The organism is Amycolatopsis sp. WAC 01416 (assembly GCF_003947485.1).
In the GTDB taxonomy this organism is placed as follows: domain Bacteria; phylum Actinomycetota; class Actinomycetes; order Mycobacteriales; family Pseudonocardiaceae; genus Amycolatopsis.
On the sequence record NZ_QHHX01000005.1, the window covers coordinates 191,325 to 207,078 of the forward strand.

Consider the following 15,754-nt stretch of genomic DNA (forward strand, 5'->3'; position numbering starts at 1 on the left):
TTCGCGATTCCGGCATGATGCGGTCATGACCCATCCGTTCGCCCCGCCCGCCCACGAACGCCACTGGATCGAAACCGTCACCGAACTGGCCAGGGACTTCGCGGCGAGCGCCGCCGAGTTCGACGAGACGGCCGAGCTGCCCATCGCCAACCTCCGCGCGTTGCACGCGACCGGACTCGACAGGGCGACGTTGCCCGCGGAATTCGGCGGTGAAGACCTCAGCTACCGGTCCTACGGCGAGATCGTCCGGATCCTCAGCGCGGCCTGTTCGTCGACGGCGTGCGTCTGGGTGATGCACATCGGCGCCGCCGTCGGGCTGGTCCAGCTGTCCGCTCCCGATGTCGGCCGCTTCTACGCCGGGGAGCTCATCGACGGCAAGCGGTTCGCCAACGCGCTGTCGGAACCGAGCGGCGGCAACATGTTCCTGATGCCGCAACAGATAGCCGAGCCCATCGAGGGCGGGCACCGGCTCACCGGTGCCAAGCGGTTCGTTTCCGGTTGCGAGGTCGCCGACCACTTCCTGGTGAACGCGCTCGTCGACGGCGTCCCGACGTTCTTCGGCGTATCGCCGGACGAAACGATGACCTTCGTGCCCATCTGGGACACGATGGGACTGCGCGCCAGCAGGAGTCAGCTCGTCTCCTTCGAAGGGACGGTCCTGCGAGACGACCGCAGGTGCCCGCCCTCGGCCGAGCAACGTCCGAACCACATCGCGGCGGGCCTCGCCTTCTTGTCCCTGGGGATCGCCGACGCGGCGGAGGACGCTCTGATCGCGCACTCCCGAAGCCGCGTCATCCCGGTGACCGGGCAGCCGCTAGCCGAAATGCAATGGCTGCAGTTCGAAGTCGCGGACGTCCACACACGCCTCGAAGCCGCTCGTATGTACTCCCGGAACATGGCGTGGCTGGCAGATCAGAACTCGCCGGAGTTCATGCCCGCGACCATGACGGCGAAGGTGCTCGCGAACGAGATCGCCCGCGACGTCGCCCAGTTGGCGCTGAAGGCGGGCGGTGGTTCGGGATTTCTGCGCACTTCGCCGATCCAGCGGCTGTTCCGGGACGCGCAGGCGGGCGGCCTGATGGCCTACTCGGCCGAAGTCTGCAAGGACCGGATCGGCAAGACGGTGCTCCTGCCGCAGGACTGACCTCGGATGGCCGGCCGGGTGACGTCAAGCCCGGCCGGTCCCGCCGAAGCGGGTCAGCAGCAGCCGGTGCCACTGCAGTCGCAGTCGCACCAATCGTCGATACGCATGGTCATCCACCTCCTCCCTCGGGTTCGCGGTCAGGCGGGCACCAGGCGCCGGGAAGCGGATCGGCGCACTTGGCGCCGGACATCCCGGACAGCATGGAAGTGAGTTCGGCGTGCAGTTCGCCGAGCCGCGTCATCTCCGCTTCGATCTCGGTGAGATGGCGTTCCAGCATGGTTTCGGCGGGTTCACACGGGCAGACCCCGGTGTCGCGCACGCTCAGCAGGTCACCGATCTCCGTCAGCGTCAGCCCGAGCCGCTGGGTGCCGCGGATGAACCGCAGCCTGTCGATGACGTTCTCGTCGTAGCGCCGATGCGCCCCGGTCGTCCGCGCCGGGGCGGGCAGGAGACCGATGCGCTCGTAGTAGCGGACGGTGTCCGGCCGCACCCCGGCGCGGGCGGTCACCTGGGACATGGTCAACGCCGTCAGCGCCGTCGTCGCTTCGGTTCGCATGACACGAGGGTAGAACTTGGACCCGGCTCCAGAATCAAGCCCGGAATTCGACTGGGCTCACCAGGAGAAGACGACGGCCCCGCGCGTCCGCATCATTCGAAAGGGTGGAAACGGCGAGAGGACGGCACGGTGACTGACTTCCGGAACGTGATCAGGGACCTCACCACGGAGGGCGAACAGGTCGACGCCCTGGTGGCCGGCCTGGACGACGCGGGATGGGAGCTGCCGACACCCGCGGCGGGCTGGTCGGTCAAACACCAGATCGCCCATCTCTCCTTCATCTTCAAGATCGCCGGACTGTCCGCGGGCGAGCCGCGGAAGTTCGCCGAAGTCATGAAGAGCTCGATGGTGCGCGGGTTCGACGCCGCCGTCAACGCGGCCCTCGACGACTACCTCGGCGACCCCAACGAGGTCCTGCTCGGCCGCTGGCGCGCCGAACGTGACGCCGGCATCAAGGCGCTCGCCGCGGTCCCGGCGGGCCAGGTCGTGCCGTGGCTGGTCAACCCGCTGCCGCCGGCGATCCTCGCCTGCGCCGGGATGATGGAACTGTTCGCCCACGGGCAGGACGTCGCGGACGCGCTGGGCGTGCGGCCGGAGCGGACGGACCGGCTCGCGTACCTCGTCGGCTTCGCCGTCCGGGTGCGGGACTTCGGCTACGAGGCGCGGGGCCTGACCCCGCCGGAGCAGGAGTTCCGGTTCGAGATCACCTCGCCGTCCGGCCGGTTGTGGACGTTCGGACCCGAGGAATCGCGGCAGCGGATCACCGGGAGCGCGGAGGACTTCTGTCTCCTCGTCACGCGGCGTCGTCATCGCGACGACCTCGACATCCGTGCCGAAGGCGCGCTGGCGGACCACTGGCTGGACATCGCGCAGGCGTACCGCGGCCCCGCGGGCGAGGGACGCGTGCCGGGACAGTTCGACCGCTGAAAACCGCGCCACATCCGTGGCGATTACGGCATCCTGGAAGTCGCGATCAACTCCGCTCGGTGCGATCGTCGTCGGCACACGGGGTCTAGGAGGCGATCGTGGCAAGGGTGTGGCTGATCAGGCATGGGGAAAGCGAGTCCAACGCGGGTCTTCCCGGCGGGGAGCCGGGGGCTTCGGCGCTGACCGGACTCGGCAGGCGGCAAGCCGTCGAAATCGCGGATTCGCTGGCCGAACCGCCTCGGTTGATCGTGACGTCGCCGTTCGTGCGGGCGCGGCAGACCGCCGAGCCGACGATCGAGCGGTTCCCCGGCGCGGAGCTCGAGGAGTGGCCTGTCCAGGAGTTCACCTTTCTCGGCGAACTCCATGGACAGGTCACCACCACCGCCACCCGTAAGCCGTACACCGAGGCCTACTGGGATCGGGCCGATCCCCACCACGCGGTGAACGGCGCGGAATCCTTCGCTGCCCTCTACGCCCGGACCCAGGACTTCCTGGCGCGGCTGGGAGAACGGGAACCCGGGCCGATCGCCGTCTTCACGCACGGGCTCTTCATCCGAGCGGTCATGTGGTCACTGCTGACCGGGATCACCACCCCGGACAGCGAGGCCATGCGCGGATTCCGGACGTTCGCCGACACCTACCAGGTGCCGAACGGCAACATCACCGAATTGCGGTACACCGCCGGAAAGCGGACTCCGCGAGTGGTGGTGCCGCTCGTCTCCCGGTTCGCCGACCGCTAGGGCTTCAGCAGCAGCTGGAGCTTGTTCACCCCGGTCATGTTCGGGCTGGGGATGAACGACGGCGGAACGGCCGGATCGGTACGCAGGGCCGGGAACCGGTCCAGCAGGATGTTGAGCGCCGTCTTGCCTTCCAGCCTGGCGAGCGGGGCGCCGATGCAGAAATGGATCCCGCGGCCGAAGGCCAGATGCGGATTGTGCGCCCTCGCCGGGTCGAAGGTGCCCGGATCCTTGAACGTGCGCGGATCCCGGTTCGCCGCCGCGACCCAGATGGCGAGCATGCTGTCCGCGGGGACCGTCTTCCCGCCCAGCTCGACGTCGGTCGTCGTGGCGCGGGCGACGAGGGCGAACGGGCTGAGGAAGCGCAGCGATTCCTCGATGGTGGCCGGAAGCAGCGCACGGTCCTCGCGGACGCGCCGGTACTCGTCCGGATGGGAATCCAGGCACAGCACCGTGTTCCCGAGCAGCATCGTGGTGGTGATGTGCCCGGCGAGCAGCAGCACGTTCGCGAAGTTGACGACTTCGTTCTGCGTGAGTTTCGCGCCGTCCACCTCGGCTTCGACGAGTTTGGTCAGCAGGTCCTCGCGCGGGTTCCGCCGTCGGTCCTCGACGTGCTCGGCAAGGTAGTTCACCAGGTTCTTCAGCTGCTCCGCGGTTTCCTCGGAGGCCTTCTTGTCCTCCTCGGTCTGCTTGATCAGCGACCGCTGCTGGCTGTTCCGCAGCATCGTGTCGACCCATTCCTTGAACAGGTCGCGATCGCTCGCCGGGATGCCGAGCAGTTCGGCGATGACGATCACCGGCAGCGGATAAGCCAGATGCGTCACCAGTTCCATCGAGTCCGCGCCGTCGACCGCGTCGAGGAGCTCGTTCGTCAACGCGGCGATCCGCGGTTCGAGATCCGCGACGACCTTCGGCGTGAAGGCGTGACTCACCAGCGTGCGCAGCTTCTTGTGGTCCGGCGGGTCCATCTGGAGCAGGTTGCCCTCGACGAACAGGTCCTTGTCCGGTGCGATCTCCTGGGGGATCAGCCGGGCGGTGTCGGAGGAGAACACCTTGGGATCACTCAGGGTCTCCAACGCCTCGGCGTGGCCGTAGACGTTCCACATGCCCGTCTCGGCGTCGAAGTGGACCGGGTCGGCCGGGAATTCCCCTCGAAGCCAGAACTGGCCTTCGTGGATGCCCCAGGTTTCGGCGATCGTGGTCATGGCTTGCCCCCTTCTTCTCGTGGTGGAGGAGCGCGGATCAAGCGGGCTCCCCGGCACCGTCCTTCCGGTAGATCCAGGCGCGATAGGACGAGATCAGTTCACGGAACGCCTGGATCACTTCGGCCGCGGTGGCGGCCAGATCCGCCGTGGACGGTGGCTCCGGCGGCTCGAACGCCGTCCGGATGATGTGCGCGAGGGCGTCGGCCTTCTCTTCGGAGGTGAGGCCGGTGCCGTCGGTGGTGAAGCTGTCCATCAGGTAGAACCCCAGCGCCGAGGCGCGGAGGGAAAAGAGCAGGTTCGGGATGTCGTCGCGCAACAGGCCCCGATCGGTCATCGTCTTCAGGTACCGATCGGTCACGACCGCGTCCTGATCCTGCAAGGGATGTTTCTTCAGCCTGCCCAGCATTTCGGTGTTGCCGGTGATGAGTGCGCCGAGCAACGGGTTTCGCTGGGTGTACAGGAAAACGGCCCGCTGGAACCGATGCGGGACGACTTCCGCCGGATCCTCGTCCAGCCGATCGAGAATGGTCTCGGCGGCTCGAAGGGATTCACGCAGGAGCAATGCGTGGAAGAGGGTTTCCTTGGTGGGCCAATGCAGGTAGATCGTGCCCTTCCCGATGCCCGCCTGGCTCGCGATGTCCTCGATGGTCACCTTGCGATAGCCCAGCCGCGACAGCAGGACGCCGGCCGCGTCGAGGATGCGATCGGCGCGGCCGGCGGTGCGGTCCGGACGTTCTGCCACGTGCGCTCCCAGTCTCTGACTTCGTGACCAGATTTGCTCATCTGGTCATCCGGTCAAGTTCGACGGTAGCGCCAAGCGCGGGGATCCGGCAAGGAAATGGACGAGTTCTTAACGCAGACGATGGGCGAGCATGAAGTTCCAGATCACCGGCGTGGCGTCGATGACGGTCGGCGTGGCGGAGTCGTTGTTCGGCGCCGTGCTCGGCCAGACATGCCCGGCGCCTTCGACCCGGTAATGCTGGAGCGAGCAACCGAGCCAGCGCTGGACGGTGACGCCGGCCTGCGGCGAGTACTGGATCGGACGCGGGAAGCAGCCGTTCCGGTCGGACCACGCGGCGAGCCAGTCCGGCAGTGTCGGCAGGCCCTTTGCGGGATTTCCGGTGTAAGGGATCGTCGCGTCGGCCGTTCCGTGGAAGTCGAGGATCGGAGCGGGACGCGACGGGTGGCATTCGCCGCCTTGCGGATAGAACGCGCCGGCGACCGGGGCGAACGCCGCGATCCGGCCCGGCATCCGGCAGGCGAGGACGCCGACGAACCCGCCGCCGTTCGACTTGCCCGTCGCGTAGATCCGGTGGGAGTCGACGCACAGTTCACGCTGGAGCGTGTTCAGCAGATCGCTGGTGAAGAGCACGTCGTCAGCGTCCGCGGAATACGGCGCGCCGGTCCATGCCGACTCGCCGTCAGTACCCGGAAGTCCTTGCGGGTAGACGGAAATCGCGTTATGCGCGGAAAACCCGGACAGCTCCTCCTGATATTTCGACGTCCGTTTGTGGCCATGGAACGACAACACCAGCGGGTACTGCCGCGAAGGCCGGTATCGCGCCGGAACGTGCACCGTGTACTCACGGACCAGGCCTCCGGACGTCACGGTCCGCAGTGTCGTCGCCCCGGCCGGCACCGGGGGCGGACGGTGACAGCCGGTGGTCCGCACCGGATGATCGATCGGCGACGGCACGGCCGACGTCACCGGCGCGGCCGACGCCACCGGCGCGGCGAGCAGGCTCAGTCCGGCAACGGCGGCGGCCGTCAGAGCGAGACGGCGCAGGGACTTCGTGGGACCAGGCACGCGATCCTCCTTGATCGGGCGGCAGGGCGGTGATCAGGGTCACCCCTGACGCGGGCCTGGTCAGCATTGTGTTCATTGAGTTTTCGGGCCGCTTTTCACGTCACCCCGCCGGCCTGATCGCCGCGCGGGCTGGGGCAGGTCAGCCGCAGGCGTGTTTCGCCGCGAGCACGCGGGTCACTGCCTCGTCGACCCGGGCGGCCGGGAGGTCGCCGGACGCAAGCGCTTGCTCCAGTGTGGCCAGCACCGTGCCGACGTTGCCGCCGGAAGACCACAACGCCTGATCCGCCCCGGCCTGCAAGGCTTTGAGCACGGCCGTCTGCAACGGGTACTGCGACGTGATCGCCTTCATCGCCCCGAGATCGTCCGTGATCACCGGGCCGTCGAACGCGTAGTCCTTCCGTAGCAGCCGGTACGCCGGCGCCGACAGGGTCGACGGTGTCCCACCGGTCAGGTCGGGCACGTCCAGATGTCCGACCATGACGCCGATCTCGCCGTACTCGCCGATGTCGCGGTACGGCACCAGGTCGACCTTGCGCAGCGAGGCCAGCGGCGGCGTCCGCACCAGCCCCTTGTGTGAGTCCCCGGTGGCGTGTCCGTGCCCGGGGAAGTGCTTCAGCACCGGCTGCACTCCGGCGTCCCGCAGGCCCTGCGCGAACGCCAGGACGTACTTGCGCGCGACCTCCGGATCCGAGCCGAACGACCGGTCGCCGACGATGTCGCGGTCCGGCTGGTCGGTGATGTCGGCGTCGGGCGCGTAGTCGACGGTGACGCCACGAGCCCGCATCTGCCGTCCTCGCTCGGCGGCCTTCTTCCGCACCTGCGCCGGCGTCAGGGTCGAGGCCATCTTCCGGGCACTGGGCATGTTGCCGTCGAGGGCGTCGATCCGCTGAACACGACCGCCTTCCTCGTCGATCGCCACCGATACCGGGATCTTCGCCGCGCGTTGGACCTCGTCCAGCGCACCGTTCTGCAACAGGGCCGTCTCGTTGCCGCCGAGGAAGATCCCGCCGACCTGTTGATCGCGCACCAGTTTCACCGCTGCCTGCGGGTCGCCGGCGTTCACGCCGACCACCACCAGCTGGGCCAGTCGCTGCCGGGGGCTCATCCCGGCGACGATCCCTTCGCAGCCCGGAGCAGGCGCCTGCTCCGCCCTCGGTGACGGCGAGGGTGCGGGTTTGCCGGAGCTGGACGGGCTCGAAGCGACACTGCTGCTCGGCGGAGGTACCGTCCCCGCCGGCTGTGCCGAGCCTGCCTGGTCGTCCGTCGTGCCGCACTGCACGCTGGTGAGGAGAACGGTGGCGGCTCCCAGGATGACGGTGGTCCATCGCTTCGTCGTCTTCGGTCGCCCGGAGTTCATCGGCTCGTTTCGTTCGTCGTCCATGCCGGTATCGACGGTAACCCCAGTTGCCCTTTCGTACGCGCTCGCGTGTCCTTTAGTGCGAGACCGGCTCGGTCCCACCTCCTTCCTCTTTCGTGTTCTCCCTCGTCAAGCCGGTGCTCGGCCTTGACAACTCGATCTGCTCCGCCGTAGATTACCACATGGTTATGAAACCGCAAGGTTATCCACCGTCGCGGTGCCGATGAGCGCCGATCGTGAGAATTGGAAGTCGTGAGAACCACTCGAACTCGGGAAATGGAAGGCGGGAGACCGTGACGCAGGATCTGCTCGATGTCACCTTCGCGGCACTCGCCGACCCCACCCGCCGTGCGATCCTCGCGCGGCTCGCCCACGGTGAGGCCACGGTGACGGAGCTGGCCGAGCCGTTCGCGATGAGCCAGCCCGCCATCTCCAAGCATCTGAAAGTGCTGGAGCGGGCGGGACTGGTGGCAAGGGGGCGCGATGCCCAGCGTCGCCCCTGCCGGTTGGTGGCCGATCCGCTGAAGAACGCGAACGAATGGCTCGGCGGCTACCGCCGCCACTGGGACGAGACCTTCTCGCGGCTGGACCTCGTCCTGGACGAAGAGATGAAGCACCCGGAGCGCCGGGACGAGACCGATTGACCACCGCACGAGCGGAAAGGAACAGCACGATGGGACGCACTCTCAGCGTGACGAAATCCGGCGATCTCGAGATCGTCATGACGAGGTCCTTCGACGCGCCGAGGGCGTTGGTGTTCGACGCGTGGACCAAACCGGAACTGGTACGCCGCTGGTTCGGTCCGCGCGACTGGGAGGTCGTCGAATGCGAGATCGACCTGCGGGTCGGCGGCGGATGGCGTTACCGGCTGCGCCAAGACGGCGGGACGGAGATGCTGCTGCGGGGTGTCTACCAGGAGATCGACCGTCCGGAAAGGCTCGTCTCCCTCGAGACGAACGAGGATTGCGATGCCTCGGAAGGTCAGGCCTTGGCGACGCTGACGTTGGTCGAACACGGCGGGGTCACCACGCTGACCCAGGTCGTGCGGTACGCCTCGAAGCGGATCCGGGACGCAGTGCTCGAATCCGGGATGGAGCGGGGTGTCGGTGAGGGCTTCGACAAGCTTGCCGAGGTCGTCGCCACTCCGGAGAGGGCGGGAACACGATGAACGCCATCGCGGACCGCTACCGCGCCCGGGCCGACGCCTTCGAGAGCAAGGTCGCCGCCGTCGAAGCCGGGCAATGGGAGAACAGGTCGCCCTGTGAAGAGTGGACCGCCAGGGATGTCGTCGGGCACATCGTCGACATGCACGGCGCGATGCTGCGTCCCTTCGGACGTGATCTCGAGCCTGCGCCCGCGCTCTCGGATGATCCGCTCGGCGCCCTCCGGGCGGCTCGGGCCGATGTCGAAGCCATCCTCGCCGACCCTGTGCTCGCGGCCACCGAACACGAGACACCGGCCGGGAAGCTGACCGCCGAACAGCACATCGACCAGGTCGTCAGCGCCGACATGGTGCTCCATGGCTGGGATCTGGCCCGTGCCACCGGTCAGGACGACACGATCGATCCGGAGGAGGTCGCCCGGATGTGGCCAGGCGTGCAGGCGATCCCCGAACAGATGAGGATCCCCGGCGCTTTCGGGCCCGGCATCGTCGTCTTCGGCCCTGAAGTGAAGGTGCCCGAAGACGCGCCCTTGCAGGCCAGGCTGCTCGGGCTGCTGGGCCGCGACCCGAACGCCTGATCCGGTTCAGACATGGATTCCACGGTGCCGCCGGACGGGCCGGGAAGGAACCGGTACCTCGGCGGTGTCGGTCCCCTTGGCCGCGGCCAGGACACGCTCCAGAACCGATAGAGAGGTGGTGAGCAAGGAGATCTGGTTCTGGATCCGAGTCTTGGCGATCTCCAGTTCGTCGGCCATTCCCGGCGAAGGCACCAAATGCGTGTGGTCCCCGGAAACACAGGGAAGGAGTTCCGCGATCTTGCCGCTGCACAACCCGGCCGAATAGAAGAGCTGGATCTGCAGCACCCTGGCGATGTCGTCTTCGGTGAAGGTCCGGTAGCCGTTGCCACATCGATCGGGACGCAGCAGGCCTTCCGTTTCGTAGTACCGCAACGAGCGGATGCTCACCCCGGTCCGCTTCGCCAGTTCGCCGATCCGCATCAGTCCACAGTAGCCGCGGAAATCGAGGTTGACCGTGACGCCGGTGTCAGGGTTTAGCTTCGCGTTCATGAGGTTGCTCGAAGCATTTCGCGGCACCGCGATCCAGTTGCCGAACCGCATCGCGATGGCCCCGATGACCCGGGGGCGCGCCGACGATGTCACAGGCGTGCCGCATCCGCGGACGGCCGAGTACTACGCGCAACGCGCGAGCGCAGGGTTGATCGTGAGCGAAGGCATCTGGGTCGACAAGACCGGCAAGAGCGGTCCGGGCATCCCCGGACTCGCGACGGAACGGCAGGCCGAGGCCTGGCGTGCGGTGACGGAAGCCGTGCACAAGGAAGGCGGCCGGATCTTCGCGCAGCTTTGGCACTCGGGCCGGGTCAGTCATCCCGGTGTGATGGGCCGGACGCCGGTGGCGCCGTCGGCGGTCCGGCAGGCCGGGCGGATCTTCTCGGCCGGCGGCTGGACGGACACGGTCGAACCGCGCGCGCTCGGCGAGGAAGAGATAGGCGAGGTCGTCCGGGACTTCGCCGTGGCGGCACGCCGGGCCGTCGAGGCGGGATTCGACGGCGTGGAACTCCACGGTGCCAACGGCTACCTCATCCAGGAGTTCCTCGCCCGCAACACCAATCTCCGGGAGGACCGTTACGGCGGTTCGGTCGCCGCCCGGCTCCGCTTCCCGCTCGAGGTGGTGGCGGCCGTGACCGAGCGGATCGGCGCGGCCAGGGTCGCTCTGCGGATTTCGCCGGGCAACCCGGAGAACGACATCGTGGAAGACGATTGGAAGGAGGTGTACTCACGACTGCTCAAGGAACTACGCCGGTACGAGCTCGCGTACCTGCACGTCATCGACACTCCCGACGCTGTGGCGTTGTCCCACCTGCGGCCGCTGTGGCCGGGGACGCTCGTCGCGAACCTGCGTTCAGAGGAACCGACTTCCCGGGACGAAGGTGAGTCCTTGATCGAAGCCGGTCTCGCCGATGTGGTCGCCTTCGGACGGCTGTTCATCGCGAACCCGGACCTGCCCGCCCGGTTCACTCGGGGCGCCCCGCTCGCTCGGGCCGACCACGACGTCTACTACGGCGCCCGGCTCGACGGCTACACCGACTTCCCGGCGTACGAACCGGACTCGGCCATGTTCGCCTGTTCGGCGCGCAGCTGATCTTCGCCGGTCGCTCTACAGTGCGGGGATGGTCAAGACGGCAGTGGAAATCGCGGCGGCTGTGCGTGCCAAGGAGCTCGACCCGGTCGAGGTGACGCGAGAGGCGTTGGCCCGGATCGCGGCGGCGGACGGGGTGGTCGGCGCGTTTCGCCGGGTCAGGCATGAGGAGGCACTCGCCGAGGCGGCCGCCGTCGCCGAACGCGCGGACCTGGCGGACCTGCCGTTGGCCGGCGTGCCGATCGCGGTCAAGGACGTCGCGCCGGTCGAGGGCGAATACGCCTCGTGGGGGTCGCGTGCGGGTTCGTCTGCGTTGTCCACAGAGGACGGTGAGATAGCGCGGCGGCTGCGGGCCGCCGGTGCGGTGATCGTCGGCCTGACCCGGGTGCCGGAGCTGTGTGTCTGGCCATCGAGCGACGGTCCGGACGGAGTGGCGCGCAATCCGCGCAACCCGGCCTACGCCGCGGGTGGTTCCTCGGGCGGGAGTGCCGCGGCCGTCGCGGCCGGGCTGGTGCCCATCGCGCACGGCACCGATGGGCTGGGCTCGATCCGGCTGCCGTCCGCCATGTGCGGGCTCGTCGGTCTCAAACCGGGTAAGGACGTGGTCCGCGTACCGGGGGAGAGCGGCTGGTTCGGCCTGTCCACGCACGGTCCGATGACGACCACCGTGGCCGACGCGGCCGTGCTGATGTCGGTCCTCGCCGAAGAGCCCGGCCTGGCGGACCTCACCGACCCGAAGCGGTCTCGCATCGCTCTGTCGACTCGGGTCCCGTTGACGAGGGCGCCGTTGCCGCGCGCGTTCGGCCGAGCCGTCACGAGGGCCGGCGAGCTGTTCCGCGAGGCCGGGCACACCGTCGCGCCCGGCGCGCCCCGATACAGCGCCGGAGCCGTCGGTGGTCTCTTCGCGCGCTGGGTCGCGGGCCCTGCCGAGCAGGCCGAGGGCTTCGATCTCGGTGCGCTCCAGCCTCGGACGCGCACCCACGTCCGGCTTGGGCGGCTGCTGGCCAAGCGTGTCCGGGACAGCACCCGCGAGCGCTGGCTGGAGCGTGCCGAAGAGTTCTTCGCCTGCCACGACGTCCTGGTGACGCCCATGCTGGCGACCCTTCCGCTCAAGGCCCGCAGGTGGCATGAGGCCCGGTGGATCGCCAACGTCCTACCGTCCGTACGCGTGGCGGGCTTCGCGGGCTTCTGGAATCTCGCGGGTTACCCGGCGATGTCGGTTCCGGTCGGCGTACATCCTTCGGGCATCCCGGCCTGCGTCCAGCTCGTCGCCGCACCCGGCGGGGAAGCACTCCTCCTCGGCCTCGCCGCCCAGCTCGAAGCGGCCAATCCCTGGCCTCGCACCACCGCCTCCTGACAGCGTCGAAAAGAGAGCAAGGGACCTTTGCTATCGCTCTCCGAGAGAGAGTGACAGCAAAGGTCCCTTGCTACTTCGCGCAGGTCAGGAGCCGGTTTTGGCCGGTGACGGCTTCTGGCCGTTCGTCTTCGGGCCGCCCTGCTCGTTCTGTCCGTTCTTCGGCGCAGCGGCGGCAGGCGCCGAAGAAGCGGGCTTGGCGGGAGCGGGCTTGGCGGGAGCCGGGGCCTTCGACGCGGGCGGCTCGGCGGGCTTGCCGGCAGGCTTCGTCTCCGCGGCCTTGCTGTCGCCGCCGACGAGCTTCGAAGCGTGCGGGATCACCGACTCCTCGGGCAGCGCCGCGAGCATCGCCTCGCTGCCCTTCAGGACCTCGTCGGCCTGCATCAGGCTCTTGCGGGCCTGCTCGCGGATCTCCGCCAGCCGCTCGACCTTCCGCTGGGCGGCGGTCGTGCGCTGGGCGGCTGTCGTCGTGGCCTCGTCGAGACGGCGCTTGGCCTCGGCCGTGGCCTCGTCGATGCGGCGCTTGGCCTCCGCGGTGGCCTCCGCGATCCGGCGTTCGGCCTGATTCTTGCTGGCCGTCTGCTGGTCGGTGATGTGCTTCTCGTGCGAGGCGCGCTGAGCCGCGATGGTCTGCTCGAACTCGCGCTCGATCTTCCGGCGCTTGCGCTCGGCCTCGTTGTCCAGCAGTTCCCGGCGCTGGGCGGCCTCGACGGTCAGCCGGTGGACCTCGGCCCGCGTTTCGGCGAGCGCTGATTCGTGTTCGGAGTGCAGCGCGTCCGCCTGCTTGTCCAGCTCGGCGACGAGCCGCGTGTACCGCTCACGGAGCTTCTTCGAAGCCTCGCTCGAAGACGCCCAGTGCTTCTCGGCCGCGACCTCGGCACGCTTCGTGATCTCGTCCGCGCGCGCCTGAGCGAGCGTGACGGTGCGCTGCATCCGCTCGTCGAGGTCTTCGAGCCGCTCCGGCGGTTTCTTCAGCTCCTCGATCCGGGCGTTCAGCTTCGCCACCTCGTGGCGGACGGTTTCGAGTTCGCGGGTGGCCGAGGTCGCCTGCGCGATCGCGGCGTCGCGGTCGGTGATCACGCGATGCAGCTGGGCTTCGAGATGATCCAGATACTGGCGCACTTCGTTCCGGTCGAAGCCGTGCCAGGCCTGGGTGTACTCGCGCCGCAGGGGCAACAGGCCGTTGTCTCGCTCGGGAACCATGGTCACGACGGTACCTGCGTACCCGGCGTCGCCGTTGTCAGGCTTGGTGATTCACCGACGTGTGTCGGCTCTCAGCTGCGATCCCTCACCTGAACGGCCGCCACCCGTGTGCGCAGTGTCACCAATGGAAGCCGCGGCTGAGCCGGGCGAGCGCCATCGCCGCACGGGACAGATGCTGCTCGCCCTTCCCGATTTTGAGACCGCCCTCGCCGCCCGCGGCCGCGGAGTCCGGGAACACGCGGAATCCTTGGTAGGCCACGGCATCCGTCAGCCCCGGCGTAAGCGTGTACGCGAGGCCGATCGCTTGTCCGGCAGGCGTGCCGATGTGCTTCGGACGTTCCTTCAGCGCCTTCATCACCATGTTCGCGGCCTGATCCGGGGATTTGGTCGGAAACGCGTCATAGATCTTCGTCGGCCGGATCATCGGCGTGCGCACGAGTGGCATGTGGATGGTCGTGAAGGTGATTCCGTCACCGTGGGTCTCGGTCGCGGCGATCCGCGAGAAATAGTCCAAAGCGGCCTTCGAAGCCGCATATGCCGAAAAGCGCGGCGCGATTCCCTGCACGCCGATCGACGACACGTTGACGATATGCCCGAATTTCCGCTCGGACATATGTGGCAGTACCGCGAGGATCAGCCGCACCGCGCCGAAGTAGTTGATCGCCATCGCGCGTTCGTAGTCGTGGAACCGGTCGTACGACAGTTTGATCGATCGCCGGATCGACCGGCCGGCGTTGTTCACGAGCATGTCGACCCTGCCGTGCTCGGCGAGCATCGCGTCGACGGCCTTGTGCACCGATTCCTCGTCGGTCAGGTCGGCCGGGTACACCGACGCCGTACCGCCGGCGGCGATGATCTCGTCCCGCACCTCTTCGAGTTCGTGACGGCGCCGCGCCACGAGCAGCGGCACCCCGCCGGCGGCCGCGACCTTGATCGCGGTCGCCCGGCCGATGCCGGAAGACGCGCCGGTGATGATCACGCGGCGGCCGTCCAGTTCACCGCGCGGGCCGTGCTTACGGGCGCGGAACGGGTCGAGGTGCTCACGCCAGTAGCGCCACAGCGTGGGCGCGTAGTCCTCGATCCGGGGCACCTCGACGCCCGAGCCGATGAGCGCTTTGCGAGTCGACGCCGACGAGAACACCGACGGGAACGCCATGGTCTCCAGCAGCACCGGCGGGATGCCGAGCCGTTCCATCACGGCGTCGCGCGCGATCGTGAAGCCGGGGATGTGCTCACTCAGTTTCACCAGGTTGACGATGCCCTTGGACAAGCGGTCGTTGAGCTGCACGGAGATCGTCGGCGCGCCCGCCGCCTTCGCGAAGGCGTTGTAGACCGAGACGACCGGCTGGGGTTCCGGGTTGACCAGGTGGAACGCGCGCCCGTCGAGCCCCTTCGTGGTGACCAGTGCGTTCAGCGATTCGGCGACGTAGTCGACCGGGACGACGTTGGTGTCGCCGAGGTCGGGGCCGACGATCGGCACGTCGGGCAGTCCGGCGAGCCTGCTGATCGCGGGGAACAGGTAGTACGGGCCGTCGATCTTGTCCATCTCGCCGGTCTCGGAGTCCCCGACGACGACCGCGGGCCGGTACACCCGCCACGGCACGTCCTGCTGCTCGCGCACGAGGCGCTCCGCCTCGAACTTCGTGCGGTGGTACGGCGTGACGAGCCGCTGGCCGACGTCGAACATCTCCTCGGTGAACATGCCCTCGTGGTCACCGGCGACGGCCACCGAGGACACGTGGTGCAGGCAGCCGGCGTTCAGGTCGGCGGCGAGTGCGATCACCTGCGCGGTGCCTTCGACGTTGGCCTTGATGCTGGCTTCGTCGTCGGCGGTCAGGTCGTAAAGGGCGGCGAGGTGCACGACATGATCGACGCCGCGAAGCATCTCTCGGTCGTCTTCGCCGACGCCGAGCAGTGGCTCGCCGAGGTCACCGGTGACGAGGGTGACGCGTTCGGGATGCGGCCAGGCGTTCACGAGTTTCGCGAGTTTGTCCCGGGAGGACGCGCGGACGACGAGCGCGACCTTCTCGACGTCCTCCCTGGTGAGCAGCAGCCGGGTGAAGTGGCGCCCGATCAGTCCGGTCGCCCCGGTCACCAGAAAAGTCGCCATTCGCTTCACCCTTCACCGTGCTCGCCCGCGTCCAC

Annotated in this window: 16 protein-coding genes; 8 read left to right on the forward strand and 8 right to left on the reverse strand. The window is 68.2% G+C overall.

The genetic code is table 11. The features are described 5' to 3' along the window. The first annotated feature begins 25 nt into the window (after window positions 1-25). Window positions 26-1,144, forward strand: coding sequence for an acyl-CoA dehydrogenase family protein (locus tag DL990_RS18145; RefSeq protein WP_125799358.1), 1,119 nt, complete (start codon window positions 26-28; stop codon window positions 1,142-1,144). Window positions 1,145-1,253: 109 nt separating this feature from the next. Here the strand turns inward: DL990_RS18145 and DL990_RS18150 are convergent, their stop codons facing one another. Beyond that, window positions 1,254-1,700: a MerR family transcriptional regulator gene (locus tag DL990_RS18150; RefSeq protein ID WP_125782592.1), complete on the reverse strand. Its 447-nt coding sequence runs from the start codon at window positions 1,698-1,700 to the stop codon at window positions 1,254-1,256. A gap of 129 nt (window positions 1,701-1,829) precedes the next feature. On the opposite strand from DL990_RS18150, the gene DL990_RS18155 reads away from it, so the two are divergent. Beyond that, window positions 1,830-2,627, forward strand: coding sequence for a TIGR03084 family metal-binding protein (locus DL990_RS18155; RefSeq protein ID WP_125782594.1), 798 nt, complete (start codon window positions 1,830-1,832; stop codon window positions 2,625-2,627). A gap of 98 nt (window positions 2,628-2,725) precedes the next feature. Next, on the forward strand, window positions 2,726-3,367 hold the full coding sequence (locus DL990_RS18160; RefSeq protein WP_125782596.1) for a histidine phosphatase family protein: 642 nt from the start codon (window positions 2,726-2,728) through the stop codon (window positions 3,365-3,367). Here DL990_RS18160 and DL990_RS18165 read toward each other — a convergent pair. From DL990_RS18165 to DL990_RS18180, 4 genes are all read right to left on the reverse strand, one after another. Continuing rightward, complete coding sequence (locus tag DL990_RS18165; RefSeq protein WP_125799359.1) at window positions 3,364-4,569, reverse strand: cytochrome P450; 1,206 nt, start codon at window positions 4,567-4,569, stop codon at window positions 3,364-3,366. The genes DL990_RS18160 and DL990_RS18165 overlap by 4 nt on opposite strands. A gap of 37 nt (window positions 4,570-4,606) precedes the next feature. Further along, entirely contained in the window at window positions 4,607-5,311 is a 705-nt protein-coding gene (locus DL990_RS18170; RefSeq protein WP_125799360.1) for a TetR/AcrR family transcriptional regulator, read from the reverse strand. A gap of 108 nt (window positions 5,312-5,419) precedes the next feature. Next, entirely contained in the window at window positions 5,420-6,376 is a 957-nt protein-coding gene (locus tag DL990_RS18175) for a PHB depolymerase family esterase (RefSeq protein ID WP_125799361.1), read from the reverse strand. Between the two features lie 139 nt (window positions 6,377-6,515). After that, window positions 6,516-7,757, reverse strand: a complete 1,242-nt coding sequence (locus DL990_RS18180; RefSeq protein ID WP_125799362.1) for a glycoside hydrolase family 3 N-terminal domain-containing protein — start codon at window positions 7,755-7,757, stop codon at window positions 6,516-6,518. A 269-nt stretch (window positions 7,758-8,026) separates the two neighbouring features. On the opposite strand from DL990_RS18180, the gene DL990_RS18185 reads away from it, so the two are divergent. Genes DL990_RS18185 through DL990_RS18195 form a run of 3 tightly spaced genes read left to right on the forward strand, consistent with a single transcriptional unit; the run spans window position 8,027 to window position 9,473 of the window. Continuing rightward, window positions 8,027-8,377, forward strand: a complete 351-nt coding sequence (locus DL990_RS18185) for a helix-turn-helix transcriptional regulator (RefSeq protein ID WP_125782605.1) — start codon at window positions 8,027-8,029, stop codon at window positions 8,375-8,377. A gap of 29 nt (window positions 8,378-8,406) precedes the next feature. After that, window positions 8,407-8,901 (forward strand): SRPBCC family protein, encoded by a 495-nt coding sequence (locus DL990_RS18190; protein ID WP_125799363.1) that lies wholly within the window; start codon window positions 8,407-8,409, stop codon window positions 8,899-8,901. After that, complete coding sequence (locus DL990_RS18195; RefSeq protein WP_125799364.1) at window positions 8,898-9,473, forward strand: TIGR03086 family metal-binding protein; 576 nt, start codon at window positions 8,898-8,900, stop codon at window positions 9,471-9,473. The genes DL990_RS18190 and DL990_RS18195 overlap by 4 nt, the downstream gene beginning before the upstream one ends. A 6-nt stretch (window positions 9,474-9,479) precedes the next feature. Here DL990_RS18195 and DL990_RS18200 read toward each other — a convergent pair whose 3' ends face one another. Beyond that, a complete protein-coding gene (locus DL990_RS18200; RefSeq protein WP_125799365.1) occupies window positions 9,480-9,962 on the reverse strand; it encodes a MerR family transcriptional regulator in 483 nt (160 codons plus the stop codon). Between DL990_RS18200 and DL990_RS18205 the strand changes: the two genes are divergently transcribed. Beyond that, entirely contained in the window at window positions 9,961-11,055 is a 1,095-nt protein-coding gene (locus tag DL990_RS18205) for an alkene reductase (RefSeq protein ID WP_125799366.1), read from the forward strand. The genes DL990_RS18200 and DL990_RS18205 overlap by 2 nt on opposite strands. Window positions 11,056-11,083: 28 nt before the next feature. Next, entirely contained in the window at window positions 11,084-12,409 is a 1,326-nt protein-coding gene (locus tag DL990_RS18210) for an amidase (protein ID WP_125799367.1), read from the forward strand. A gap of 84 nt (window positions 12,410-12,493) precedes the next feature. On the opposite strand, the gene DL990_RS18215 is transcribed toward DL990_RS18210, so the two are convergent. Both DL990_RS18215 and DL990_RS18220 read right to left on the reverse strand, forming a co-directional pair. Next, window positions 12,494-13,609 (reverse strand): cell division protein DivIVA, encoded by a 1,116-nt coding sequence (locus DL990_RS18215; protein WP_125799368.1) that lies wholly within the window; start codon window positions 13,607-13,609, stop codon window positions 12,494-12,496. Window positions 13,610-13,727: 118 nt separating this feature from the next. Further along, entirely contained in the window at window positions 13,728-15,719 is a 1,992-nt protein-coding gene (locus DL990_RS18220; RefSeq protein WP_125799369.1) for an SDR family oxidoreductase, read from the reverse strand. Between the last annotated feature and the right edge of the window lie 35 nt (window positions 15,720-15,754).